24 protein-coding genes and 1 tRNA gene are annotated in these 22,290 nt (G+C 58.6%); 20 read left to right on the forward strand and 5 right to left on the reverse strand.

All coding sequences use genetic code 11. The features are described 5' to 3' along the window. The 4 genes from AC5S3R_RS01190 to AC5S3R_RS01205 form a co-directional block, all read right to left on the reverse strand. Positions 1-756 (reverse strand): copper homeostasis protein CutC, encoded by a 756-nt coding sequence (locus AC5S3R_RS01190; RefSeq protein ID WP_494264778.1) that lies wholly within the window; start codon positions 754-756, stop codon positions 1-3. Positions 757-965: 209 nt separating this feature from the next. Beyond that, positions 966-3,143, reverse strand: coding sequence for a glycoside hydrolase family 3 C-terminal domain-containing protein (locus AC5S3R_RS01195; RefSeq protein ID WP_494264779.1), 2,178 nt, complete (start codon positions 3,141-3,143; stop codon positions 966-968). A 176-nt stretch (positions 3,144-3,319) separates the two neighbouring features. After that, positions 3,320-4,465, reverse strand: a complete 1,146-nt coding sequence (locus AC5S3R_RS01200; protein ID WP_494264780.1) for a glycoside hydrolase family 18 protein — start codon at positions 4,463-4,465, stop codon at positions 3,320-3,322. Then, entirely contained in the window at positions 4,449-6,068 is a 1,620-nt protein-coding gene (locus tag AC5S3R_RS01205; RefSeq protein ID WP_494264781.1) for a rhamnogalacturonidase, read from the reverse strand. Before AC5S3R_RS01205 ends, AC5S3R_RS01200 begins: the two co-directional genes overlap by 17 nt. A gap of 173 nt (positions 6,069-6,241) precedes the next feature. Here AC5S3R_RS01205 and AC5S3R_RS01210 point away from each other — a divergent pair, with 173 nt between their 5' ends. The 18 genes from AC5S3R_RS01210 to AC5S3R_RS01295 all read left to right on the forward strand — a co-directional run bounded on the left by AC5S3R_RS01210 (position 6,242) and on the right by AC5S3R_RS01295 (position 19,220). Beyond that, positions 6,242-6,943, forward strand: a complete 702-nt coding sequence (locus AC5S3R_RS01210) for a response regulator transcription factor (protein ID WP_494264782.1) — start codon at positions 6,242-6,244, stop codon at positions 6,941-6,943. Positions 6,944-6,945: 2 nt separating this feature from the next. Beyond that, on the forward strand, positions 6,946-8,277 hold the full coding sequence (locus tag AC5S3R_RS01215; RefSeq protein WP_494264783.1) for a sensor histidine kinase: 1,332 nt from the start codon (positions 6,946-6,948) through the stop codon (positions 8,275-8,277). A gap of 238 nt (positions 8,278-8,515) precedes the next feature. After that, positions 8,516-8,872, forward strand: a complete 357-nt coding sequence (locus AC5S3R_RS01220) for a hypothetical protein (RefSeq protein ID WP_494264784.1) — start codon at positions 8,516-8,518, stop codon at positions 8,870-8,872. A gap of 322 nt (positions 8,873-9,194) precedes the next feature. Continuing rightward, positions 9,195-9,590 (forward strand): (R)-mandelonitrile lyase, encoded by a 396-nt coding sequence (locus AC5S3R_RS01225; protein WP_494264785.1) that lies wholly within the window; start codon positions 9,195-9,197, stop codon positions 9,588-9,590. A gap of 240 nt (positions 9,591-9,830) precedes the next feature. Next, positions 9,831-10,019, forward strand: coding sequence for a 50S ribosomal protein L28 (rpmB, locus tag AC5S3R_RS01230; protein ID WP_494264786.1), 189 nt, complete (start codon positions 9,831-9,833; stop codon positions 10,017-10,019). A 116-nt stretch (positions 10,020-10,135) separates the two neighbouring features. Beyond that, positions 10,136-11,029: a TIM barrel protein gene (locus AC5S3R_RS01235; RefSeq protein WP_494264787.1), complete on the forward strand. Its 894-nt coding sequence runs from the start codon at positions 10,136-10,138 to the stop codon at positions 11,027-11,029. A gap of 286 nt (positions 11,030-11,315) precedes the next feature. Further along, positions 11,316-12,395: a 4-(cytidine 5'-diphospho)-2-C-methyl-D-erythritol kinase gene (locus tag AC5S3R_RS01240; protein ID WP_494264788.1), complete on the forward strand. Its 1,080-nt coding sequence runs from the start codon at positions 11,316-11,318 to the stop codon at positions 12,393-12,395. An 84-nt stretch (positions 12,396-12,479) separates the two neighbouring features. After that, positions 12,480-12,553: transfer RNA gene (locus AC5S3R_RS01245), tRNA-Gln, on the forward strand. Positions 12,554-12,623: 70 nt separating this feature from the next. Beyond that, the gene (locus AC5S3R_RS01250; protein WP_494264789.1) at positions 12,624-13,706 is read left to right on the forward strand and encodes a ribose-phosphate diphosphokinase; all 1,083 of its coding nucleotides are present in this window, start codon (positions 12,624-12,626) and stop codon (positions 13,704-13,706) included. A gap of 260 nt (positions 13,707-13,966) precedes the next feature. Next, positions 13,967-14,617 carry a 50S ribosomal protein L25 gene (locus AC5S3R_RS01255; RefSeq protein ID WP_494264790.1) on the forward strand — a complete coding sequence of 217 codons (651 nt, stop codon included), beginning with the start codon at positions 13,967-13,969 and terminating at the stop codon, positions 14,615-14,617. 15 nt (positions 14,618-14,632) lie between these two features. Further along, positions 14,633-15,256, forward strand: coding sequence for an aminoacyl-tRNA hydrolase (pth, locus tag AC5S3R_RS01260; protein WP_494264791.1), 624 nt, complete (start codon positions 14,633-14,635; stop codon positions 15,254-15,256). A 115-nt stretch (positions 15,257-15,371) separates the two neighbouring features. Continuing rightward, positions 15,372-15,842: a 30S ribosomal protein S6 gene (gene rpsF, locus AC5S3R_RS01265; protein ID WP_494264792.1), complete on the forward strand. Its 471-nt coding sequence runs from the start codon at positions 15,372-15,374 to the stop codon at positions 15,840-15,842. Between the two features lie 101 nt (positions 15,843-15,943). Continuing rightward, positions 15,944-16,300 (forward strand): 30S ribosomal protein S18, encoded by a 357-nt coding sequence (gene rpsR, locus AC5S3R_RS01270; protein WP_494264793.1) that lies wholly within the window; start codon positions 15,944-15,946, stop codon positions 16,298-16,300. A gap of 73 nt (positions 16,301-16,373) precedes the next feature. Next, on the forward strand, positions 16,374-16,880 hold the full coding sequence (rplI, locus tag AC5S3R_RS01275) for a 50S ribosomal protein L9 (RefSeq protein WP_494264794.1): 507 nt from the start codon (positions 16,374-16,376) through the stop codon (positions 16,878-16,880). A gap of 460 nt (positions 16,881-17,340) precedes the next feature. Continuing rightward, positions 17,341-17,619: a type II toxin-antitoxin system ParD family antitoxin gene (locus AC5S3R_RS01280; protein ID WP_494264795.1), complete on the forward strand. Its 279-nt coding sequence runs from the start codon at positions 17,341-17,343 to the stop codon at positions 17,617-17,619. Next, positions 17,616-17,924, forward strand: coding sequence for a type II toxin-antitoxin system RelE/ParE family toxin (locus AC5S3R_RS01285; RefSeq protein WP_494264796.1), 309 nt, complete (start codon positions 17,616-17,618; stop codon positions 17,922-17,924). Before AC5S3R_RS01280 ends, AC5S3R_RS01285 begins: the two co-directional genes overlap by 4 nt. Positions 17,925-18,001: 77 nt before the next feature. After that, positions 18,002-18,808 carry a TIGR03435 family protein gene (locus AC5S3R_RS01290; RefSeq protein WP_494264797.1) on the forward strand — a complete coding sequence of 269 codons (807 nt, stop codon included), beginning with the start codon at positions 18,002-18,004 and terminating at the stop codon, positions 18,806-18,808. 28 nt (positions 18,809-18,836) lie between these two features. Then, positions 18,837-19,220, forward strand: a complete 384-nt coding sequence (locus tag AC5S3R_RS01295) for a tetratricopeptide repeat protein (RefSeq protein ID WP_494264798.1) — start codon at positions 18,837-18,839, stop codon at positions 19,218-19,220. Between the two features lie 378 nt (positions 19,221-19,598). Here the strand turns inward: AC5S3R_RS01295 and AC5S3R_RS01300 are convergent, their stop codons facing one another. After that, a complete protein-coding gene (locus AC5S3R_RS01300; RefSeq protein WP_494264799.1) occupies positions 19,599-20,423 on the reverse strand; it encodes an ATP-binding cassette domain-containing protein in 825 nt (274 codons plus the stop codon). A gap of 195 nt (positions 20,424-20,618) precedes the next feature. Between AC5S3R_RS01300 and AC5S3R_RS01305 the strand changes: the two genes are divergently transcribed. After that, positions 20,619-20,993, forward strand: a complete 375-nt coding sequence (locus tag AC5S3R_RS01305; RefSeq protein WP_494264800.1) for a hypothetical protein — start codon at positions 20,619-20,621, stop codon at positions 20,991-20,993. 569 nt (positions 20,994-21,562) lie between these two features. Beyond that, positions 21,563-22,279 carry an urea amidolyase associated protein UAAP1 gene (locus tag AC5S3R_RS01310; RefSeq protein ID WP_494264801.1) on the forward strand — a complete coding sequence of 239 codons (717 nt, stop codon included), beginning with the start codon at positions 21,563-21,565 and terminating at the stop codon, positions 22,277-22,279. The last annotated feature ends 11 nt before the right edge of the window (positions 22,280-22,290 follow it).

Raw genomic sequence — 22,290 nt, forward strand, 5'->3', positions numbered from 1 at the left:
CTACCCCCGCTCCGTGCCCACCGTAACCGCATCCAGCGCCTGGCGCAATGCACGCACATCCTCGGCATACACCGCGTTTCGCACATACTCCACGCCCGGCGTGCCAAGGTTCACCCTGGGATTTTTATAGCGGGAAATACTAGGCGCAGTCGCACCCAGCGAAGTGTGTACCGCCTCCACACCCGTAGCAAGCACAAAATCGTGCACATTATTGCAGCGCACGCCGCCCCCGGCCAGGATAGTAATCCGTCCGCGAGCATCCTTCCGCAACTGCGCAATGCTCGCCGTGCCTGCAATGCTGTCCCGTTCGCCGCCCGATGTCAGCAGAATCTCCGCGCCAGCCGCAATCACGTCTTCGAGCGAGCGGTCCAGCTCACGCGTAACGTCAAAAGCGCGATGAAAAGCCACCTTCATCGGTCGCGCTGCCGCAACAAGCTGAGAAGTAACCGCAACGTCCACATCGCCATCGGGCGTCAGCACGCCAAACACCACGCCGTCCGCACCCAGCGCACGCGTCTGCTCAATGTCTTCGAGCATCGTCTTCACTTCGTCAGGTGTGTAACAGAAGTCCCCGCCGCGCGGGCGAATCATCACATGGACCTTGATGGTCAGAGCCTCGCGCACTGCGCGAATCAACCCCGCGCTGGGAGTAATCCCGCCTTCGCTCAATGCTGAGCACAATTCGATTCGGTCCGCGCCACCCGCTTGGGCGGCAATGGCGGATTGCAGAGAGTCCACACAAATTTCAAGCAGCATGATGCTGAGCCAAATCCTTCAAGCCTGGCCTTTCGAGCCAGTAAATCCGTAACCTGCACGGAAACGGCTGTCGAAAAAATAGCAGCCGCCTATCCAAAAGTGTAACGCGGTTGGAAACACACGGAAACAAACATCGTCTGAAAGCAAAATATTTCACATAAAAACGTCCAAAGCGTGCGGTTCCGGACAGTCGGAACCGCACCCGGAAGCTACTGCACTCGCAGCGTAGCCACCGCCGGCAAATCGGCGGAAGAACTCCCCACCATCAGCCTCACCGGCTCAGCCTCCACGCGGAAGTCCTTAGCCTTCTCATCCCAGTAAGCCAGCGCGCTCGCCTTCAGCGGAATCTCCACCGTCTTCGTCTCACCCGGCTGCAGCGTCACGCGTTGAAAGCCCTTCAGCTCCTCATTCGGCCGCACAACCTTGGAAGCCAGGTGCTTCACATAAAGCTCCGCCACCGCATCCCCGGCCCGGCTGCCCGTGTTGGTCACATCCACGCTCACCGTCACCGAGCCATCTTTCGCCACGCTCGCCGCACTGGTGCGCAGGTTCGCGTACTTAAACGTGGTGTAGCTCAACCCAAACCCAAACGGATACAGCGGTTCGCCCTTGAAGTACATGTACGTTTTCCCATGGCGAATGTTGTAGTCCATCATAGGCGGCAACTGGTCCAGGCTCTTCGGCCACGTCTCCACAAGATGCCCACCCGGATTCAAATAACCAAACAGCGCCGCCGCCAGCGCCGTGCCCTCATCCTGCGACGAGTGCGCCATATGCAGAATCGCCGGCACATTCTCCTCGGTCCAGTTAATCGCCAGCGGAAAGCTCGAAACCAGAATCACAACCGTCTTTTTATTGACGCCGTAAACCTGCTTCACAAGCTGTTCTTCCGTAGTGTTGATCGTCTCGCGGTCGCGCCCCTCGCGCCCATCGCTGGGATTGCTGCAGGGAAACGTTCCATTGTCCGACCAGTCATGCGCCATGTCCGCATCGCACTTCGGGTCGTTGCCAATCACAACAACCGCAACATCAGACTCCCGCGCCGCCTTCACCGCGGCCTGGTCAACCTCGCTCTCCGCATAGTTGATCTTCACATCCGGCCCCACCGCGGCCTTGATGCCATCCAGCGGAGTCACCTTATACGCCGGCGTACCGCCATACCAATCCCACTCCACGCTGTTAGCCAGCGGCCCAATCACCGCAATCGATTTAATCTGCTCCTTCTTCAGCGGCAGAAAATCCTTCTCGTTTTTCAGCAGCACAACCGACTCAAACGCAATCTTCTTCGAGACAGCCTTGTCTTTGTCAGAGTTCCAAGGCTCCGGCCCGTCCTTGATCTTGGCGTAAGGCACCAGCTCCTGCGGGTCCAGCAGCCCCAGCCGAACAGCCACGCGAAACTTGGGCCGCAGCAGCTCGTCAATATCCTTCTCGCTGATTGAGCCATCCTTCAGCAGCGCATGCGTCTCGTCTTCCCACTTATCAAGAAACTGGTTGATACCCGCCTTCAAACAAGCCCGCACTGCGGCCTTCTGGTCAGCAAAAAGATGCCGCCGCTGCCACAGCAGCCGCACCGCTCCTCCATCCGACGAAAGAATATCCACGCCCCACTTATCGCGCAGAATCGACTTCAAAATCGGATTGATAGCCATCGCCGTACCATTCCACGCGTTGTAGCTCGCCATCACGGCCTTCGCGCCGCCATCCTGAAAACCCATCCGAAAGGGAACCGAGTAGTACTCCCAAAACAGCCGCTCATCAAAGTCAGAAGAAGTCCCAGCGCGGTCATCCTCATTACTGTTCGCCAGAAAATGCTTCAGCAGCGCCGCAGCCTGCCAGTACTTCGGATCGTCCCCCTGCAGCCCATGAATAAAAGCAGTGGCCATCGTCCCGTTAAAGAACGGGTCTTCCCCATAAACCTCTTCGCTGCGCCCCCAGCGCGGGTCACGCGCCAAATCCGACTGCGGCCCCCAGTTGATAAGAATCTGCCGGTCGTACTTCGCTGTCTGCGTAATGTACCGCGACTCATACCCCTGCACACTCGCAGCCTCGCGCACAATCTCCGGGTCCCACGTATCGCCCATGCCCGGTGGCTGCGGAAACTGCGTGGTAGTCACAGGCTGGCGTCCGTTCCGCGGTTCACGTTGCACCACGCCATGAATGCCTTCTGTAGAGCCCATATTCGGCACGCCCAGCCGAGGCACCCCCGTCTGCGTTCCCAGCACAGCCACCTTCTCATCAATCGTCATGTGGCTAAGCAGGTCAGTAATGCGCTGCTCCATCGGCAGCGTCGGATCTTGAAAGGGATATTTGGAGCTCTGCTGCGCAAACGCACACGCAGCCATCGAGAAGACAGACACAACCAGTAGAGCAACAGCTTTCTTCGTCATCACAAGGCCAGTCCTGAAGAGTTTTTTGAGAAGTATCTGCATCACCGCGAGCGCCGCAAAATTAGCGTGCTGGCGGTAGCGCTCTTCCCAGGCGCACCAACTCTATCACGCGGCATCTATCGCAAGTAAAGCGATTGATTCAAAGCTTTTCGCACACATTTAACTTGGAGTAGAGTTCAATCCGCCGCGCCCTGGCGCCCTGCATTCACCCCAAGCGCGGCATCTATAGCATGCAGCAATTTGCCATTCGCATCGCCCTCGTAGCTCCAGAACATCATGCCGGCCAAATGATGCTCACGCACATAGCGCCCCTTCGCCGCAATCGATTCCGCATCCTCATACGAAACAAAAATGTGCTTCTCTGCGTTGTAGAGATAAGGCACCGAAGCGACAGAATCCCAGTAGCGCACATACCCCTGCCCCAGCATCGTGGACTCAATCCCGTTGTATGCCGCATAAGCCCCCGGAATCGGCTTGCCCGCCTGGTAAAGCCCATGCGCCGTGCCGCCAACCTCGCCCCACACATGGCCATAAAACGGCACACCCAGCACAATCTTCTCCGCAGGCACGCCCGCGCTCTCAAAAGCCGTCACAGAAGCATCCGCAGAAATCTTCTTCGGGTCTGCAGGATTCGTAAACAGCGGCGCATGATGCCCGGTCAACTTATCCGAACTAGGCTCGTAATAGTCATAAGCCATAACGTTGACCGTATCCACAACCCGCGCAACCTCCGCCATCTCCGTATGCGCAAGCCATTCATCCGAACCCCCTGCGGCAATCGTCAGATAAAGCCGCCGATGAGTCTTCTTCTGTTCCTCATCAAAGCGAGCGCGCAACTCCCCAAGCAGCAGCGTAAAGTTGTGCTTGTCCTCCGCACGAAACACATGCCCCGCGCCCACCATCCCCGGATACTCCCAGTCAATATCCAGTCCGTCGAGGTCGTACCGCCGCAAAAACTCCATCACGCTGTCAATAAACACAGCGCGGCTCTGCGCCGTAAGCGAGGCATCGGAAAAGCCCCCCGACCAAAGCCATCCGCCCACAGAAACCAGCACTGTCAGCGAAGCATTCTGCCTCCGCATCGCAGTCAGCGTGGCATAGTTCGCCGCATCATTCGCAAACCCTGCCACCATGCGCCCGTTCTCAATATTCGCAAAGGCATAGTTGATGCGCGTCAAAGCACGCCCATCCACCTGCCCAGCCGCCAGCGCCGCATTCTGCGGAAACACATAAGCCGCCACAACAGGCGCATCCTTCTGCGCACCTGCAAAAGAACCAGCAGCCATCGCCATCATCAGCGCACCCTTAAACCACCTTGTCATCCGCTTGCTCCATACTCGCATCGCCATAATGCTGGCATCCAAAGACGCGAAAATCCTTCACACCCTTCAGACGGAACTGTCCGCTCTTCTTGCGTTGCGGAAACTTCAGCCGAAAGAAATCAGCCCCATCCACATCTTCCAGGTAAAACGCAGGCCGCGCATCCTCGCGCCCGGTAGCAATCTCCACATTGCTCAACTCAAGGTTCCGCGCATGCCGCACAAAAATCCCCGCCGCTGGCAAATCGCCAAACATTCTAGGGTCAGGATACTTCTCCGCATTCTCCGGCGGGTTGATCGAAGCCATCGCCTGTTCCGCACCGCCCACCTGGTGCAGATACACATCGCTAATCTTCACATCCTCCACCGGATGTCCCGGCACTCCCGCAATAATCGACGGCAGCAGGGAAGCCCCCGAGCTGCTCACACCGCTGATAATCACCCGCTTCAGTGACCCAATCACCGTCTCCGGCTTCGGCCCGCGCAGCCGCGCTCCCAGCCGCAAAAACAGTGGAGCCGTATTGATATCCCGCATCGTCACGCCGGTAACAGTAACGTCTTCCACAATCGCGCCATCTTCCGTCTCCAGCGCAAATCCCTGGCAAGCCTCAAACACGCAGTTGGAAATCGCAATATTGCGAAAACCGCCATTCGATTCCGTGCCCAGCTTAATGCGCCCCGTGCCTGAACGCCGTCCATCCACGCTCATAATCGGCTTCCACGTCCCATCCAGCACCGAGCCCAGCCTGTACCCAGCCGTAACAAAGCAGTTCGTAATCGTCACATTCTCCGTCATGCGCGCATAGCCCAGCGAATACGAGCTCTTCGGACAAATCGCATCGTCCCACGGCGAGTTCACCGTACAGTTCGACACCCGCACATTACGGCAACAATCAATGTCCATCCCATCGCGATTCGTATCAATCTTCAGGTTGTCGATAGTCAGGTTGTCCACGCCCGTGGCCAACACCCCAAACCACCCGCCCTGCAAAATCGAAAAGTCGCTCAAAATCACGTTGTAGCAGTTTTTGAGCGCAATCGCCTTGTTCCCCACACCGGGAGCCGTAGTGTTCGGCAGATTCTTCCCATCATCGTCATGCCCGCGGCTCAGTCCCTTGCCATAAATCAATCCCGGCCCAAAGATGCCAAAGTCGTGTATCCCCTCGCCCCAGATAAGGCTGTTGTGCCAATGGTTGTGCCCATAGTCCTGATATGGGTCCCACTTCCCATTCGACTCCGCCGCATCATAGCCGCCGCTCGTCACACCCTCATACGGGGTGGAAGCCGCAAGAATCGTCGCTCCCTGCGAAAGGTACAGCGCCACATTGCTCTTCAGGTGAATCGAATAGCACGCATACACGCCCGCGGGAAAAATAACCGTGCCACCGCCCGCATCCGCCGCCGCAGCAATCGCTGCATTAACCGCAGGCGTATCAATACTGTTGCCATCGCCCTTGGCTCCATAAGCGCGCACATTGAAATAAACAGGCCGCCCATACGTTACTGAGCCGCTCTGCGAACCCGCAGGCTGCGGAACCAGCGTCGTCGCTCCGCCCACAACCCCCAGCCCCGCCATACGCAAAAACTCTCTGCGAAACTCCTGCATTCTTCACCTCGTGAGTAAACCGCATCGGGAAAGCACAACCATCCAATCAGGTCGCGCCATTTCACCGCAACTCGGCAATCCCGCATCGTGCGTCAAATATGCGAGACTTGGTGCGAGGCAGAATACAAGCGCAGTCAGGTACCTCAACAAAAATTCTCGGCAAAATTTCTCCGATGGATCAGTACGAAAAACAGTCCGCTCTTTCTCTTCTGCTAATCGACGACGACGAAGAGCTCTGCGCCATGATGACCGAGTTCTTCACCCAGGCCGGCCACCGCCTCGACTTCATCACCAATGGCCGCGACGGTCTCTCCACCGCGCTCAACGGAGCCTATGACCTCGTGGTCCTCGACGTCATGCTGCCCATCCTCAACGGCTTTGAAGTCCTCCAGCAGCTTCGTCGCCGCAAAAACGTGCCCGTCATCATGCTCACCGCGCGCGTTGAAGCGCAGGACCGCATCCTCGGCCTCAACACCGGCGCAGACGATTACCTCCCCAAGCCCTTCGACCCCGACGAACTCCTCGCCCGCATCCGCGCTGTCCTCCGCCGCTCCGAGTTCGTTCCCCCCGCGCAATCCTCCGAGCGTTCCATCGGCGGCATCCGTCTCAACGCCGCAACCCGGGAAGCATGGGGAAACAACCAGCTACTCCCCCTCACCGGCATGGAGTTCGATCTGCTCGAAATGCTCGTCCGTTCCGCTGGCCGCGCCGTCTCCCGCGAAGAAATCACCGCCGCCCTCTTCGAGCGTGAAGCCACGCCCTACGACCGCTTCCTCGACGTGCACATCAGCCACCTGCGCAAAAAACTCCCCAACGGCCAAAACCTAATCCGCACCGTCCGCGGCGTAGGATACATGTTTACGGGAGCCGAATAGCCGTGGAGCGCGTATTCCAGCTCAAATCCCTCATCGTGGCCACGCTTGTTTCGCTCGCGGTCATCCTCGGCTTCTCGTTCGTCGTCTTCCAGGCCATCTCCAACCGCATCACGCAAATCCGCTTCGAGCCCACCTTCGACAAGATGGACGAGGTGCAGCTCGAAAGCCTCCGCTCGGCCTATGAGCAGGATGGCGCACAAGGCCTCTCCGTCTACACCGCCATGCTCAACCGCATCTTTAGCGGCAAGCACTTCCTGCTCGATACGCACGGCGTAGACATCCTGACCGGAGAAAACCGCAGTTGGCTCCTGCCTCCCCAGCCCGCCGTGCAATCCCGCACCAACGACGGTCACGGCCACTGGATCGTCACCCGCCGAGCACGGGACGGAGAATTCTGGTTCGCTGCTACCGGCCAGCAGGGCCGCACGCTCATCTGGACCTTCCTGCCCTACTACTTCCTCGTTATCGCCGCTGTAGCCGCCGTCTTCTGGCTTACAGCGGTCGGCGTCGTGCTGCCCATCCGCCGTATCGCCTCCACCATCTCCATCTTCGGCCAGGGAGATCTCTCCGCTCGCACCAACAACAGCCGCCCCGACGAAATCGGCCAGCTCGCCCGCTCCTTTGACCGAATGGCCGAACGCCTCGAACGCCTCATCGTCAGCGAGCGCCAGCTCCTCGGCGACATCTCCCACGAACTGCGTTCCCCGCTCGCCCGCCTCAAATTCGCCGTCAAATTGGCCCGCACCGCTCCCGACCCGCAATCTGCCCTCGACCGCATCGAGCGCGACATCGACCGCATCTCCGCCCTTGTCGCCGATATCGTAGAAGTCACCTTCGTCGAAGGCGATCCCGCCCTGCGCGGCGCGGAAAATGTCTGCGTCTCCGATCTGGTAGAAGACGTAGTCCGCGACTGCGCCGTAGAAGCCGAAATTCGCGGTTGCCACATCGAGCTTTCCGGCAGCATCACGGGCCACATTATGGGCAGCCGCGAAATGCTTCGCCGCGCCGTAGAAAACGTCCTTCGTAACGCTGTCCGCTACTCGCCCAAAGACACAGCCGTAGAAGTCACCGTCTCAGAGGTAGACCGCAACGCCGTTATCGTAGTCCGCGACCACGGTCCCGGCGTCCCGGAAGAAGCCCTCGCCCGCATCTTCGACCCCTTCTACCGCGTAGAACAGGCCCGCAACAAAGACGGCGGCGGCTCCGGCCTCGGCCTCGCCATCGCCCGCCGCGCCGCACAAGCCCACCACGGCTCCATCGACGCCGAAAACATGTACCCCGGCCTCCGCGTCCGCATAGTGCTCCCCCTCGCCACCGCCCGCCTCGCCGCGTAAAAAATCTTTATACGCCGCACCATTTTCGAGGCACTTCTGAAAACGTATTCAAATATGGTACGGCAGGAAATGTCATCTAATTGAATTATTTTCAATAGTTTCCACTCCAAACCAGCACCGTAATTTAAGCGCTTTACATTTCTTAAAGTTCATTCTTGACAATCGTGTGTTGCAATCTATCTAATGCCGTACCCCACACGGGGTAATCTTCACGCGGCAGGTTTGAGGAGATCCTCCTATGAAGCGCTTCCTTTCTTCCGCCGCAATCCTTGCTCTGGTTTCCGTTGCTCCCGCTTTCGCTGCCGCCAACCAGAAGTCCGTCACTTTTCCTGAAGCTGTGACGATTGGTTCCACCCAGCTCCCGGCCGGCGACTACAAGGTCACCTGGACCGGCACCGGCTCCAATGTTCAGGTCAGCTTCGAGCAGAAGGGCAAGAAAGCCGCCCCCGCCGTTGTTACCGCCAAGGCAGAGGACCAGAAGGACGGCCACACCGGCTTCACCGTCAACCGTCAGGGCAGCGTCAACCAGCTTGAAACGCTGCAGCTCGGCAAGACCAACCTCCTCTTTGGCGCCGCTCCCTCAAACGGCCAGTAAGTTTCTTCAAGTTTCTCGGTCGCGTTTTAGCCCGTGGCCGTGAAAAAAGCATCGTGCCAACCAGTGCGGTGCCTCCTGACTTTCGTGCTGTTGCACCTTCCGAACTCCCTTGTCCACTCGCTGCGGACAAGGGAGTATTTTTCTGCTGCGCACACAGCGAATCGTGCTCCACGCCGTCTGTCTTCTCCCAATAACAAAGCTGTCATCCTGAGCGACCGGAGGGAGTCGAAGGATCTGCAGTTGTTTTTGCATTTCAGGCCCCCCAGCCCTCAGTCCACAAAGTCCCTTGTCATCGACTGCACTCCAATCCGACAATCAACAAATGGACATCCAACGCACAGGCATCAAGCCATCGAGCAAAGGCCCATCCGACTGGTTCACCGGCAGCGTCCGCATCGACCCGCTCTTCAGCGCCCCTGATCCAGCCTTAGTGGCCGGAGCCAGCGTAACCTTCGAGCCCGGCGCGCGCACTGCATGGCACACCCACCCCCTCGGCCAAACGCTCATCATCACAGCGGGCACAGGCTGGGTACAGCGCGAAGGTGGCCCCATCGAAGAAGTCCACCCCGGCGACGTAGTCTGGTTCCCGCCTGAAGAAAAACACTGGCACGGAGCCACGTCCACCACCGGCATGACCCACATTGCTATTCAGGAGCGCAAAGACGGCAAAGTAGTCGATTGGCTCGAACACGTCACCGACGAGCAATACAGCCGCTAGAGGAACGTCTTTATCGTTCCCTCGGACCCTTGTTCCCTCGTTCCCTGCGGTTTGAGACTTCCCCTCAACGCGTACTTGCGCTATACTAGAAATTCGGCAAGCCGTGGGCCGCGAGCCAAAGTGCGCGTACGCCCCGTTTCTGCCGGTCCGGACCAGCGTTGATGCGCGGCCTTGGACCCGCAAGCCGCCCCAAACGGGCAGCATCCGCGCGAAATTCAGACAAGTTTTGGAGCAGAAGTCATGGCACAGGTATGTGAAGTTTGCGGCAAGGGTCCGCAGTTCGGTAACAACATCTCGCACGCGCACAACGTAACGCGCCGCCGCTGGAACGTAAACCTCCAGTCGGTCAAGGCTCTCGTCAACGGAGCCTCCAAGCGCATCCGCGTCTGCACAAGCTGCATCAAGACTGGCAAGATCGTCAAGGGATAAGCACCCGGCGATAAGAAGCCAGCAGCCTTTCCTCATAAATCTGCGTTCCACGAACGAACCCCGTCCCTCAGACGGGGTTTTGTCGTGCCTGAAAACTTCCTATAGCATTGGCAGCGATGAACCGCCGAAGCTTTGCAAAGCTCATAGCTGCCGCCACGGCCAGCCCACTCGCCGCGCCCACCCTCCACGCACAGCCCCAGCCCACCCCGCCCTACTCGCTTTCTGTCATGCTGTGGTCCGTCTTCCGCAAGCTCCCACCCGGCCCTTCTAATTTCGAGCAGCGCCTTGCAAAAATAGCTGAAGCCGGTTACCGCAACGTCGAGCTGGTCAGCGAGTACGACCACTGGCAGCCCGAAGACTTCGATCGCGCCAAAGCCGCCTGCAAGCGTTACGGCATCCAGATCGACTGCACCGCTGGGCTCCCGCACGGCATCGGCAACCCCGCCGACCGCGACGCCTTCCTCGCCGACCTCCTCCACTCCCTCGTCATCATGGAAACCCTCTCCATTCCGGCGATAATCGTGCTCACCGGCAACACCGTTCCCGGCCTCTCCCGCGAAACCCAGCACCAAAGCTGCATCGAAGGCCTCAAGCGCGCCGCAGCCCTCGTCGAAGGAAAACAAATCAACGGTCAACCAATCCGCATCCTGCTCGAGTGCATCGACCTCGAAGAAAACCCCAAATACTTCCTGCCCTCAGCCGCCGAAGCCATCGAGATAGTCCGCGCCGTCAACCACCCGCAGGTGCAATTTCTCTACGACATGTACCACGAGCAAATCGCCGAAGGAAACCTCATAGAAAAACTCGAAAAACACATCGATGTAATTGGCCTCATCCACGTAGCCGATGTCCCGGGCCGCCACGACCCCGGCACCGGCGAAATCAACTACGCCAACATCTTCCGCAAACTGAGGGAGCTGAACTACCGCCACATCGTAGCCATGGAATTCTACCCGGAAGGCGACGAAGTAGCCGGCCTAGCCGCCGCCCGCCACCTCGCAGGCTTTTAAAAACAGGGAATAGGGAACAGCATCGGATGCCGTACGCCCCAATTCGGGTGCCCCCGGCCCTTCGCATTTGGGAACAACCGGGATATCGATACCGATAGTTCCCCCATCCAGGCTCTTCCACAAAAGAAAGCAGTGTCATCCTGAACGAAACCGTTTTTCAGGCGGAGGGAAGGATCTGCGGTCGTCCTTTATAGCTTTTGCTTTTTATAGCTTTTCTGTCCTTTACAGCTTTAGCTATTTATCTATAACCCTGTCCCCCGTACCCTGAACCCTGTACCCTGTCTCTATGTCCACCCGCGTCCGCTCCCACGCCAAAATCAACCTCGGCCTCTACATCGGAGCCCCGCGCCCAGACGGTTTCCACGAGCTATCCACTGTCTACCAGACGCTCGAAATGCACGATTTCGTGACGGTAACCGCCCGCCCCGCCACGAAAACCGCCATCAAGCTCACCTCCAACGACCCCCGAGTTCCCACCGACAACCACAACACCGCGTGGAAGATGGTAGAACTAGCCGTCAAAGCCCTCGAAATTCCTGCCGAAATAGAAATCTACATCGAAAAACACCTCCCCGTGCAGGGAGGCCTCGGCGCAGGCTCAGCGAACGCCGTAGCCGCCCTTGTTGGCTTGGAAGAGGAGCTAGCCACCAATCTGGACGATGGGCTGGAAGGCTCAGAAGCCATGGTGGATATTCTCCAACGCGTCGAAAAAATCAGCGGCGACGACTGGGCACAGAAAAGACTAGCCTTAGCCGCCCAGGTAGGCTCGGACGTACCGCTTTTCCTCATCGGCGGAACTTCGCTGGGCGTAGATCGCGGCCAGGAAGTCTACCCCCTCCCCGACATCGAACCCACCTGGACCGTCATCGTAGCTCCCGCCCTCGGCGTCTCCACCGCGCAGGCCTTCCGCGACTGGGACGCCCTCTGCGCCACACAAGGGTTGACCCAGCAGGGCAGTGCAAGTAAACTAAAACAGTTGAGCCGCGCCTACGCGAGTGCTTTTGCGGGTAGTCGAGGCTCCTCCGGTGTTCTTCCAGGCAGGAAGAACCTGGCCGGACCAGAAGAGTCCGCGCTTGTCCGCACCGGGATACTTAGCTGGATTCAGAACGATTTTGAAACTGTCGTCTTCCCCCAGCATCCCTCCTTGCGCGAAATCAAGCGTCTTCTCTCATCCGCCCACACACCGGAGGCAGCCCTCTACGCCTCACTCTCCGGGTCCGGTTCCGCTCTCTTCGGGTTATACCCAACCCGCGAGAGCGCAGAAGCTGCTCTCCACCGGCTGAGCCAGTTCACGGAAGTTGAGGTAGAAACAACCCTCACTCGAACCGTGCCTCGCGCAACCTATTGGAGCCAGATGTTGGGTTGACAAGCATCCGTTCGGCGCGAAACATTAGCCAACGGCTGCCGGACAGATTCAGTCAGGCGTACTTGCCTGTCTGGGAGAAGTTGTTGGGCGATCGTCTAACGGTAGGACAGTGCCCTTTGGAGGCATTAGTCTAGGTTCGAATCCTAGTCGCCCAGCCACAAATTTTGTTGTTTGTTTCACCGGTTAAGAAGCACAGCCAAAGCAAACCAGCTTGGAGGTACTTGAAAGATGGAAACGGGAACGTCAACGGTGACAGTGGAAGAAAACAAGGGCGCGGCCAGCGCAGTAAGTGACGTGGCCGCCTCTACCGCCAAGGCGCAGGACACCAAACAGCCTGCTCCCGAGCGTAAGCGCAGCAAGAACCTTGCCGAAGGAAAGCGATTCAAGCTCTTCTCCGGCACCGCCAACCGGCCTCTTACAGAGGAAATCGCCCGCCACATCGGCGTGCCGGTAGGCGAGGCCAAGCTGCAGCGCTTTGCCGACGGCGAAGTCTACTTCCAGTTGCTCGAAAACGTTCGCGGAGTGGATGTCTTCGTGGTGCAGCCGACCTGCTATCCGGTCGATCAGCACCTTCTGGAGCTCCTGATTATGATCGACGCGCTCAAGCGTGCGTCGGCGGCCCGCATCACGGTGGTCGTTCCGTATTACGGATACGCCCGCCAGGACAGAAAGGACCGCCCCCGCGTCGCCATCAGCGCCAAGCTCATAGCGGACCTGCTCACCACGGCTGGCGCCAATCGCGCTCTCTTCGTGGACCTGCACGCCGCCCAGATTCAGGGCTTCTTCAACATCCCGGTAGACCATCTCTTCGCGAGCCCCGTGCTTGTCAGCTATTTCGACAAGCTCAAGCTCCCGAACCTCACCGTCGTCTCGCCCGATGCGGGCGGCGTGGAACGCGCGAGATTCTTCGCGCAAAAGATTAAGGCGCCCTTGGCTATTGTGGACAAGCGCCGGACAGATATTAATGTCACCGAGGTGATGCACGTGATTGGCGATGTAAAAGACCGCACCTGCCTCATCATTGATGACATCGTGGACACGGCAGGAACGCTCGTTAAGACCGTCGATGCCCTGTACGCCAACGGCGCTGCCAGTGTTCACGCCTGCGCCAGCCATGCGGTGCTCTCGGGCCCCGCGATTGACCGCATTACCGCCAGCCGCCTCGAGCAGTTGGTAGTAACAAACACCGTGCCTCTGCGCGAAGCCGCCCAGAAGCTCGAAAAGATTAAGGTGCTCTCCATCGCCGGCCTCCTGGGCGCAGCCATTGAGAGCATCCACATGGAGACCAGCGTCAGCACGCTGTTTTCTTAAAGGCAGCTTCCAGCTACTAGCTCTTAGCTTTTAGCTCGACTGCACAGGGTTTGGCCTTCGTGATTGCGCGAAGGAAGGGAAGCGATGAGGTTCAGGTCTTGAGACCGCTTATTGCACAACGAAGCTAACAGCTAGTAGCTAAGAGCTGTTTTTACAAAGGGAGCGGTGAGCAACCAAGCTCGCAGCAGAACGAACAAGCTAACAGCTAGAAGCTAATAGCTAAAAGCTGCTTTCCCGTGCCCGAAGAAAGCGAAGAGAAAATGCCAGAAGTAGTCATCGCCAAGCCCCGCGAGGGCAAATTCAACAAGAACGCAGCCCGCCGCGTCCGCGCCGCCGGCAAGATTCCCGCAGTCATCTACGGTGCCGGCCACGAGCCCGTTGCCGTCGAGGTCGATCCCAAGCAGATCACCCGCATCCTCTACTCCGAGTCCGGCCACAACACCATCTTCGACGTGGACCTCTCCGGCAAGGAAACCGCCAAGGCCATGATCGTCGATTGGCAGATCGAGCCTATCAAGGATGCCATCATCCACATCGACCTCAAGCGCATCGCCCTCGACAAGGCTCTCACCGTCAGCGTGCCCGTCAAGCTCGTCGGTACCGCGGTTGGCGTCAAGACCCACGGCGGCATCCTTGACCAGGTCCTCCGTGAAGTCGAAGTCGAGTGCCTCCCGGCCAACATCCCCAGCCACATTGATGTGGACGTGACGAACCTCGATCTCAACGCGATTCTCCGCATCAAGGACCTGCCGCACTCCGACAAGTACACCTTCCTCGCCGAAGAGGACACGGCCATCGCCCACGTCATCTCCGTCAAGGAAGAAGCTCCGGCCGCTGATGCTGCCGCCGCTCCTGCCGAGCCGGAAGTGGCCAAGAAGGGCAAGACTGACGCCGCTGGCGACAAGAAGTAACGATTGCCTGAGCCTATGGATTCCAGTTCGAAAAGAGGCCCATTTATCATCGTGGGCCTCGGCAATCCGGGCCCTGAGTATCTTTGGACCCCTCACAACGCAGGGTTCCTTGCAATTGACCGTATCGCTCAGCAGGAGGGCGTTACGGTTCTCAACCGGCGATGCAAAGCCATGACCGCAACTCTGCGAATCGCAGGCCGCGAAGTGGTTTTAGCCAAGCCGGAGACATACATGAACCTCAGCGGAGCAAGCGTCTCCGCCTTGGTTCGAGAGTTCGAAGCCGACCCGGCCCAGGACCTGCTCATCATCTACGACGAGCTCGACCTTCCGCTGGGCAGCTTCAAGATTAAGGAGCGCGGTTCGCCCGCGGGCCACAACGGCGCCCGCAGTGTAACGGCGGCTCTGGGAACGCAGGAATGGCTGCGGCTGCGCATCGGGGTAGGGCACAACTTGCCGCCCGAAGCCATCGCCGCAGGGGCCAGCTTAAAGCGCGGAGGCAAGGATTTTCTCCTGACGCCAATGCGCAAAGCCGACCTGGCAGTCCTCGACGAGGTGCTCGACAAAGTGGCCACAGCCACAAGGCGGGTAATCGAAGTCGGAGCGTCAGCGGCCATGAACGAATTTAACCGTCGCGATTAGCGGCGGAGTGTTGAAAAAGCAGTTTGTTGCGTGAAAACCAACCGCTGCAAGCTGCGATAACAAGCTAGGAGCTAACAGCTAGAAGCTAAAAGCTGTGGTTCAGAAAAGAGAAACAATGTCCCGAGTCTACGAAGTAATGTTCATCGTTCGCCCTGACGTGGTTGACGAAGAGCTCGACAAGCTCATTGCTGGCTTTGAAGCTACCGTCACCAACGGCGGCGGCGTGGTCAAGTCCACTGAGAAGATGGGCCGCCGCAAGCTGGCCTACCTCGTCCGCAAGTTCGCTGACGGCAACTACGTTCTGCTCACCATTGAGGCCGATGGTGCTCTCGTGGCCGAGCTCGAGCGCCGCCTCCGCGTCTCCGAGCCGGTGATCAAGTTCATCACCGTCCGCATCGACGAGGAAGAAAAGCGCGTTGCCAAGATCAAGGCCATCCGCGCCACCAAGAAGAAGCTCAGCGCCGAGCAGCCTGCTGCAGCCGCAGCCGCTCCTGTAGCAGCGCCCGCAGCTCCTGCTCCCGTGGCCGTCGAAGCCGCTCCGGTTGTTGCCGAAGCCGCCGCCGAGCCCGCGCAAGCCAGCGCCTAACAATTTTTAGGGTCCCAGAGAAATCTGGGTGCCCCAGGTCTCCCGGTTTTGGAGACCTGGGATAACCAAGCCCACAACGATCAGGAAAAAGAGGAAACATCATGGCAGAAGAAACTCAATCCAAGGCGCCCGAGACGGGCGCAGCTCCAGCAGCACCCCAGCAGGGTGGCCCCGGCGGTTCCGAGCGCGGCCCTCGCCCTGGTGGTCGTCCCGGTTCCGGCGGCCCCGGCGGACGCGGCAAGTTCTTCCGTCGCAAGAAGGTCTGCAAGTTCTGTACTGAAAAGATTGATGCGATCCCGTACCGCGACGTCCGCCTCCTTCAGGGCTTCGTCGCCGAGCGCGGCAAGATCGTTCCCCGTCGGCTCACCGGCGTGTGCACCACGCACCAGCGCCGCCTGACCCGCGCCATCAAGCAGGCCCGCAACATCGCGTTGCTGCCTTTTGCGACCAAGCACTAATGTGTAACGCTGGCGAGACGATTGTCCCTATGAAGGGGTAAAATCGCCTCCGGCAAATTGGAGAATTAGGAACATGGAAGTCATCCTTAAAGAAGACGTAGCCAACCTCGGCCACCGTGGAGATGTAGTTAAGGTCGCCGACGGCTACGGCCGCAACTTCCTGCTGCCCCGCAAGCTGGCGCTGCAGGCCACCCTCGCCAACAAGAAGCAGATTGAAGAGATGCAGGCCTCTGCCGCCCGCCGCTCCGCCGCCGAAAAGGTTGTCGCGGAAGAGCAGGCAGCCAAGCTCGCCCCAGTCGTCCTCGTCTTCACCCGCAAGTCGGGCGAAGAGGGCCATCTCTTCGGTTCGGTTACCTCGTCGGACATTGCCGCCGAGCTCGCCGCCAAGGGCTTCGAGATCGACCGCCGCAAGATCACCCTCAACGAGCCCATCAAGGCCCTCGGCAACTTTGAAGTAGCCATCAAGCTGCACAAGGAAGTCTTGGTCCCGGTCAAGGTCAAGGTCCTCGGCGAAGCCGTAGCCGAAGGCGAAGCAGCCCCCGCCGAGGCCGCAGCCGAAGAAGCTCCCGTAGCCGAGTAGTCCTTCGCGGACGGCGAACCGCGCCTCCGGCGCCATTCGTGTCTGCGTACCAAATTAACTGGGTGTCTCAGGTCCGGAGTCCCCGGAAAACGATTTGCGTTTTCTGGGGTGGAGGTCTGTTTGTTCGGACCTGGGATAGCAATCGATTGATCCCTCTATTATCTAGTGGGTGCCCCGCTCTCGCGGCTCAGTAGTCTTTGCCGCTAGGGTGGGGTTGTCTATTGATTGCCGCAATTATGACGCAGATGCACAAATGCTGTTGTTGGGTAGGTCGGGGATTTATCCCCGACGATAAGTCCAGCAAAATGGGTGGGGCCTTTAGGCCCTGAGGTATGCTTTTCGCAGCAAATAACCGTATTGTGCGTCAGCGCCATAATGGCCTCTATTGTGGAAAGGCACATGGCGGAGAGACTATGTCAGTTTCTGACATACATTGCTACAATCGAAGCGGAGAACTGCGATGCCTGCCAGAAATATCCACTTAACGGCGGAATGGGACAGCTTCGTGGCCGACCGCGTTCAGAGCGGGCAATACGCAAACGCCAGCGAGGTCGTCCGCGCCGGTCTTCGAGCGCTCGAACAGAATGAAGCAGAGGACAGGGCAAAGGTTGAGGCCTTGCGCTCAGCGATCCAGGAAGGACTGAACGGGCCGTTCTATGACGGAGAAACCGTGATGGCCGACCTGAAAGAACAACTCGCACAGCGAGCCAGGCGCAATTCAAGAAAGTTGACAGCTTGAGCTACCGGCTTTCCGAGTCCGCAAAGCGCGACCTGACCTCCATTCTCTTTTACACACAGGACGAGTGGGGCGCGGAACAGGCGGAGCGCTACCACGATTCCCTGTTGAAAGCCTTTCGGTCACTGGCCGCTTCGCCGCGCATTGGCATGGTGTCGGATAGTCTCGTTCGCGGCTTGCGTCGTTTCCCGGTCGAGCAACACGTGGCGTTTTACAAGATAGAAAAGAATGGCATTTTGATTGTGCGCCTGCTGCATAAGCGAATGTTGCCAACAAGAGAACAGTTCTTGTCCCGTTCCGGAAAATAGCTGGGTGCCCCATTCATGGTACGTTTTTGTGCCACGGCTGGGATAACCGAAAAATCCCCGCCATCGTACAATTCCTCATGCCCTCGACGCCCCTCTTGCGCGCCGCCGTTCTTGCTCTGGCAACCGCCGCCGTCATCGGGCAATCGAAAGCCCAGACCGCCGCACCCGCCTTCGATGTAGCCTCCATCCACGTCTCGCCGCCCTCGCCCGACGGGCATACTCACATCTGGAACAGCATTCACGAGAGTCACTTCCGCACCGGCAATCTCTCCGTCCGCGACCTGATTCAGTACGCCTGGAACCTACCCAAATCCCAGATCATCGGCGGCCCCGCATGGCTTAATTCGGCAGCCTACGACATCGACGCCAAATCTGGTCCCGAAGTGGATGAGCGGCTGAAAGCCATGCCGAACGAAGACGCTGCGCAGCAAAAGCGCCTGATGGTGCAGGCGCTTCTCAAAGATCGTTTTTCCCTCGTCACGCACGAAGAGACGCGGGTGCTCCCGGTCTACAACCTGGTTCTCGCCAAAGGCGGAGCAAAGTTCCAACCTTCGGACAGCAACGGCACCACCATCGACACAGGCCGTGCCCGCGTTCACGTACGCGGAAGCGACGATACCCTCAACCTGCTCGCCCGCGAACTGGCGCAATCCCAGGGCCGAGTCGTCATCAACAAAACTGGCCTCACAGGCCGCTACGATCTGACCCTTCGCTGGACGCCCGACGACGCGCCCACCCCGCTGCTGAACGGCCAACCCGACCCTAATGCGCCTCCCGGCCTGTTCACGGCTATTCAGGAGCAGCTAGGCCTAAGGCTTGAAACCGACAAGGCCCCCGTGCCCGTGCTGGTGATCGACAGCATTGAGCCTCCCTCAGGGAATTGAAACCGATAAAGTAGTATCCTTCCTCCATATGCCCCCCCCCGCCGAACTCATCACCGAAGGCAAACAAGCCCGCGCCCGCTACGCAGAGGCCGCGGGCATCTATCAGGGCGCAAGCGACCAGCTAGCCTACGCCCGCACCATCCGCCATATCGCGGACATGTATCTGCACGAAGCGAAGCACACCGAAGCCAAACCACTTTACGAAGAAGCCCTGGAAATCTACCGCACCAACCTAAACACCAAACTCATCGACCTCGCCAACACCGTCCGCCCTTACGTCCAGCTCAACGAAGCCACCTGTAATTTGGAAGCCGCCCGCCAGCACTGGCAGGAAGCCCGTAATCTCTACGCCTTCCTCCGCCTCGAAGTCGGCGTCACAGAATGCGACGCACACCTCAAGAAGCTCGCCTGATTCCGACCGAAACTCACTTGTGGAAAACCCATGTCAAGCCCCAAACCGGAAAATATTTTCTAACTCATTGATTCCATTGCACAAAAATCTTCTCAGGTTTTGCGCTCAATTATCTCGAATTTGCTAACCTTGAATCAGTAGCAGAAAAACGGCCCGATTCCTTAGGAATCGGGCCGTTTTGTTTTCTGCTAACTCGCTAACTCAAAGAAAGGAGCACTCAATGGCAGGCACACCCCACTTGTCCCCTGTCCCTCTTCCCTGCCTTTTGCACAGTTCCGAAATAAAGAAACTGCACAGTCCCTGTGCAATCACCCGCAATTCACACAAAATAAAGGCACTGGAAAACCACCCCACTGTGCGCATACACACGGACGCCAATTATCGAACAACCGCCAGCGGCTCATCCCGCCGCGTCAGCATCGTCGGCACAGAAGCCAGAAGGCTCCGCGTATAAGCATGCTTGGGCCGCGTCAGCACTTCGCCCACAGCGCCAGTCTCCACTATCTCCCCATACCGCATCACCGCCACGCGTCCCGCCACCTGCCCCACAACCGCCAGGTCATGCGAGATAAACAGCATCCCCAGCCCATGCTGCTGCTGAAGCTCCTTGAGCAGCGCCAGGATCTGCGCCTGAACCGTAACATCCAGCGCCGTAGTCGGCTCATCTGCAATCAGCAGCCGAGGCGTGTTAATCAGAGCCATAGCAATCAGGATGCGCTGCCGCTGCCCGCCCGAAAACTGGTGCGGATAATCGCTATATCGCCGCGCCGCATCGGGAATCGCCACAGCCTCCAGCGCCTCAATCGCCCGCCGCTTAGCCTCACTCCCTGTCCAGGAAGCTGCATGAGCAGAAGCCGCCTCAGCTACCTGCGCCCCAATGGACATCACAGGATTCAGCGCCGTCATCGGCTCCTGAAAAATCATGGCAATCTCGTGCCCGCGCAGCTTCCGCAGCTCCTTTGCAGGCTCGCTCAGCAGGTTCGTCGCGCCGCCATCTGCGCCATTCCAAAGCGCCTCTCCGGAAACCTGGGCCGTACCTGGAAGCAGTCCCATCACAGCCAGCGAAGTCGCGCTCTTACCCGACCCAGACTCGCCGACAAGGCCCAGCACTTCGCCCTCACCAATCTCAAAATCAATCCCCCGCACCGCCTCGGAAGCGCCAAAGCGAATCTGCAGGTTACGCACAGCAAGAAGGGCAGCCATGCAGTCATCCTAGCCCATCAGCCCCTAAACCTTAACTGCAACACCCTGTACACCCGCATCTTGCAGCCAGCAAACAAGATTCATGACACCGTAACCGCGCAAATGATAACCTTCGCAGGCAACGCCTAACAGATTTAGCTCATCTGTTGGGATTGTGTCCGCAACTTTTGGCACGAACAGGAGTCTTTACCAGCTATGAAGATGAAAGGCTTTGCTGCTTCTTTGCTCGCACTTTCTTTGTCCCTGGCCGGCGTTTCTGCCGCCCACGCAATTCCGGGACCGCCTTCGCCTCCACCCCAGGGCTACGGTCCGCCTCCGCCGCTGCGTCCGGGCTGGGACACCGTACCCGGCAGCTACGCTTCGGATGTGGAGCGTCGCGCATATCAGGAAGGCATTCACGGCGCCCGCAAGGACCGCGAAAATGGTCGCGTTCCCAACGTGAACAACCGTGACGAGTTCCGCCGTCCCGATTTCGCAGTTCCGCCGCAGCTCTTCCGCGCTTACCGCCATGCCTTCCGCGCCGGCTACCAGCGCGGCGTGCAGATGTTCTACAGCGGCCGCCGTTACTAATCGCAGCTCAGCGTTTACTCACGCACTCCGCCACCATCAGTGTGGCGGGTGCGTGAGTGCGTATAGACATGTAAGGATTCCGCACCGCACCGGGTGCAAACACCGCTTCTATCTAAAGACGGCATAAGAACCGTATATTTTCCCGATAACTTGCGAATGTGCTGTGCTACGCTTTGCGTAAGTGACTACGCGGCGCACAATTCGACGCACCTCTATCAAGGTGCAACTGCGCATCAATCATATGGATGTGTGCTGCGGCCCACCGTCTCTTACTTCCTTCCACGCGTAACTGGAACTGCCACCGGATAGCCCGGTAAGCCGTTCTATATATAGGCAGAGTGTATCTGCAGCTTCCCTTCAGGGAGTGGCAGTGGTGTCTGTCAATCATCGAAATCGCGAACATACGCTGCCACTGTATCTTCCGCGCTGACGAAATTCTGTCTACATACGCGGCAAGGCAACGAAGGCACCAGTGCATTCTCTCCGCATCGGTACATGATGCCATAGAGACAACGGTGACGTGTATCCCGGTTTCCCTTAACGTTCTGACAGCCAAGGGAGTGGTGTCCATGGTGGAGTCCAGTGTTCTTTGTAGTGAAGTCGTATCGGGTGGGGCCACATGGTCCCATGTGTTGAAGCGAGGCACCTCTCTTCGCTTAACTGACGTGGAAGGCGGCGCGAATGTGGCGGCGTATTTCCTGAACTTTGAGCTGCCCGCAGAGCGTTTTAACCTGCCCGATACTTTGAAAGCGCAACACACTGCGCGTCTGACAAAGGGCCATGTTCTCTACTCCGATATGGGCCGCATTCTCTGTTCGATTACGGATGACACGGTAGGCTGGCACGACCCGCTGGCTGGCATCTCGAATGCCGTACTGGTCGAAAAGAAATACGGCAAGCTGACCTATCAGCAGGCGCACAATGACTGGCACCAGAACGCCCGCGACGGCATGCTCATTGAGCTTGGCAAATACGGCCTGGGTCCGCGAGATTTGCACGCTACGGTCAACTTCTTCAGCAAGGTGATGGTGGACGACGACGGCAACCTGCAGTACGTGGAAGGCAACTCAACACCGGGCAGTTTTGTGGAACTGCGCGCGGAGATGAACACGCTGGTAATTCTCAACACCTGCCAGCATCCGCTTGATCCAAGCGCACAATACGCGCCGAAGCCGGTTGAGCTGAGCATTCAGCGCGTGCCTGCACCGCGGCCGGATGATCCTTGTCGCCTGCAATGCCGGGAGAACGCCCGCGGATTTCTGCTGACAGAGTTCTACTTTCTCTAGCTGTTGGGCAC

The organism is Occallatibacter sp. FHG110214_02 (assembly GCF_059115385.1).

Coding starts and splice junctions, on each gene's coding strand:
- AC5S3R_RS01205 (WP_494264781.1), bottom strand. CDS start 6,068: ATGCAGGAGTTTCGCAGAGAGTTTTTGCGTATGGCGGGGCTGGGGGTT.
- AC5S3R_RS01220 (WP_494264784.1), top strand. CDS start 8,516: ATGAAGCGCTTCCTTTCTTCCGCCGCAATCCTTGCTCTGGTTTCCGTT.
- AC5S3R_RS01250 (WP_494264789.1), top strand. CDS start 12,624: ATGGAAACGGGAACGTCAACGGTGACAGTGGAAGAAAACAAGGGCGCG.
- rplI (WP_494264794.1), top strand. CDS start 16,374: ATGGAAGTCATCCTTAAAGAAGACGTAGCCAACCTCGGCCACCGTGGA.
- AC5S3R_RS01235 (WP_494264787.1), top strand. CDS start 10,136: ATGAACCGCCGAAGCTTTGCAAAGCTCATAGCTGCCGCCACGGCCAGC.
- AC5S3R_RS01195 (WP_494264779.1), bottom strand. CDS start 3,143: ATGACGAAGAAAGCTGTTGCTCTACTGGTTGTGTCTGTCTTCTCGATG.
- AC5S3R_RS01290 (WP_494264797.1), top strand. CDS start 18,002: ATGCCCTCGACGCCCCTCTTGCGCGCCGCCGTTCTTGCTCTGGCAACC.
- AC5S3R_RS01255 (WP_494264790.1), top strand. CDS start 13,967: ATGCCAGAAGTAGTCATCGCCAAGCCCCGCGAGGGCAAATTCAACAAG.
- rpsR (WP_494264793.1), top strand. CDS start 15,944: ATGGCAGAAGAAACTCAATCCAAGGCGCCCGAGACGGGCGCAGCTCCA.
- AC5S3R_RS01295 (WP_494264798.1), top strand. CDS start 18,837: ATGCCCCCCCCCGCCGAACTCATCACCGAAGGCAAACAAGCCCGCGCC.
- AC5S3R_RS01225 (WP_494264785.1), top strand. CDS start 9,195: ATGGACATCCAACGCACAGGCATCAAGCCATCGAGCAAAGGCCCATCC.
- AC5S3R_RS01280 (WP_494264795.1), top strand. CDS start 17,341: ATGCCTGCCAGAAATATCCACTTAACGGCGGAATGGGACAGCTTCGTG.
- AC5S3R_RS01210 (WP_494264782.1), top strand. CDS start 6,242: ATGGATCAGTACGAAAAACAGTCCGCTCTTTCTCTTCTGCTAATCGAC.
- rpmB (WP_494264786.1), top strand. CDS start 9,831: ATGGCACAGGTATGTGAAGTTTGCGGCAAGGGTCCGCAGTTCGGTAAC.
- pth (WP_494264791.1), top strand. CDS start 14,633: ATGGATTCCAGTTCGAAAAGAGGCCCATTTATCATCGTGGGCCTCGGC.
- AC5S3R_RS01305 (WP_494264800.1), top strand. CDS start 20,619: ATGAAGATGAAAGGCTTTGCTGCTTCTTTGCTCGCACTTTCTTTGTCC.
- AC5S3R_RS01300 (WP_494264799.1), bottom strand. CDS start 20,423: ATGGCTGCCCTTCTTGCTGTGCGTAACCTGCAGATTCGCTTTGGCGCT.
- AC5S3R_RS01200 (WP_494264780.1), bottom strand. CDS start 4,465: ATGACAAGGTGGTTTAAGGGTGCGCTGATGATGGCGATGGCTGCTGGT.
- AC5S3R_RS01240 (WP_494264788.1), top strand. CDS start 11,316: ATGTCCACCCGCGTCCGCTCCCACGCCAAAATCAACCTCGGCCTCTAC.
- AC5S3R_RS01190 (WP_494264778.1), bottom strand. CDS start 756: ATGCTGCTTGAAATTTGTGTGGACTCTCTGCAATCCGCCATTGCCGCC.
- rpsF (WP_494264792.1), top strand. CDS start 15,372: ATGTCCCGAGTCTACGAAGTAATGTTCATCGTTCGCCCTGACGTGGTT.
- AC5S3R_RS01310 (WP_494264801.1), top strand. CDS start 21,563: ATGGTGGAGTCCAGTGTTCTTTGTAGTGAAGTCGTATCGGGTGGGGCC.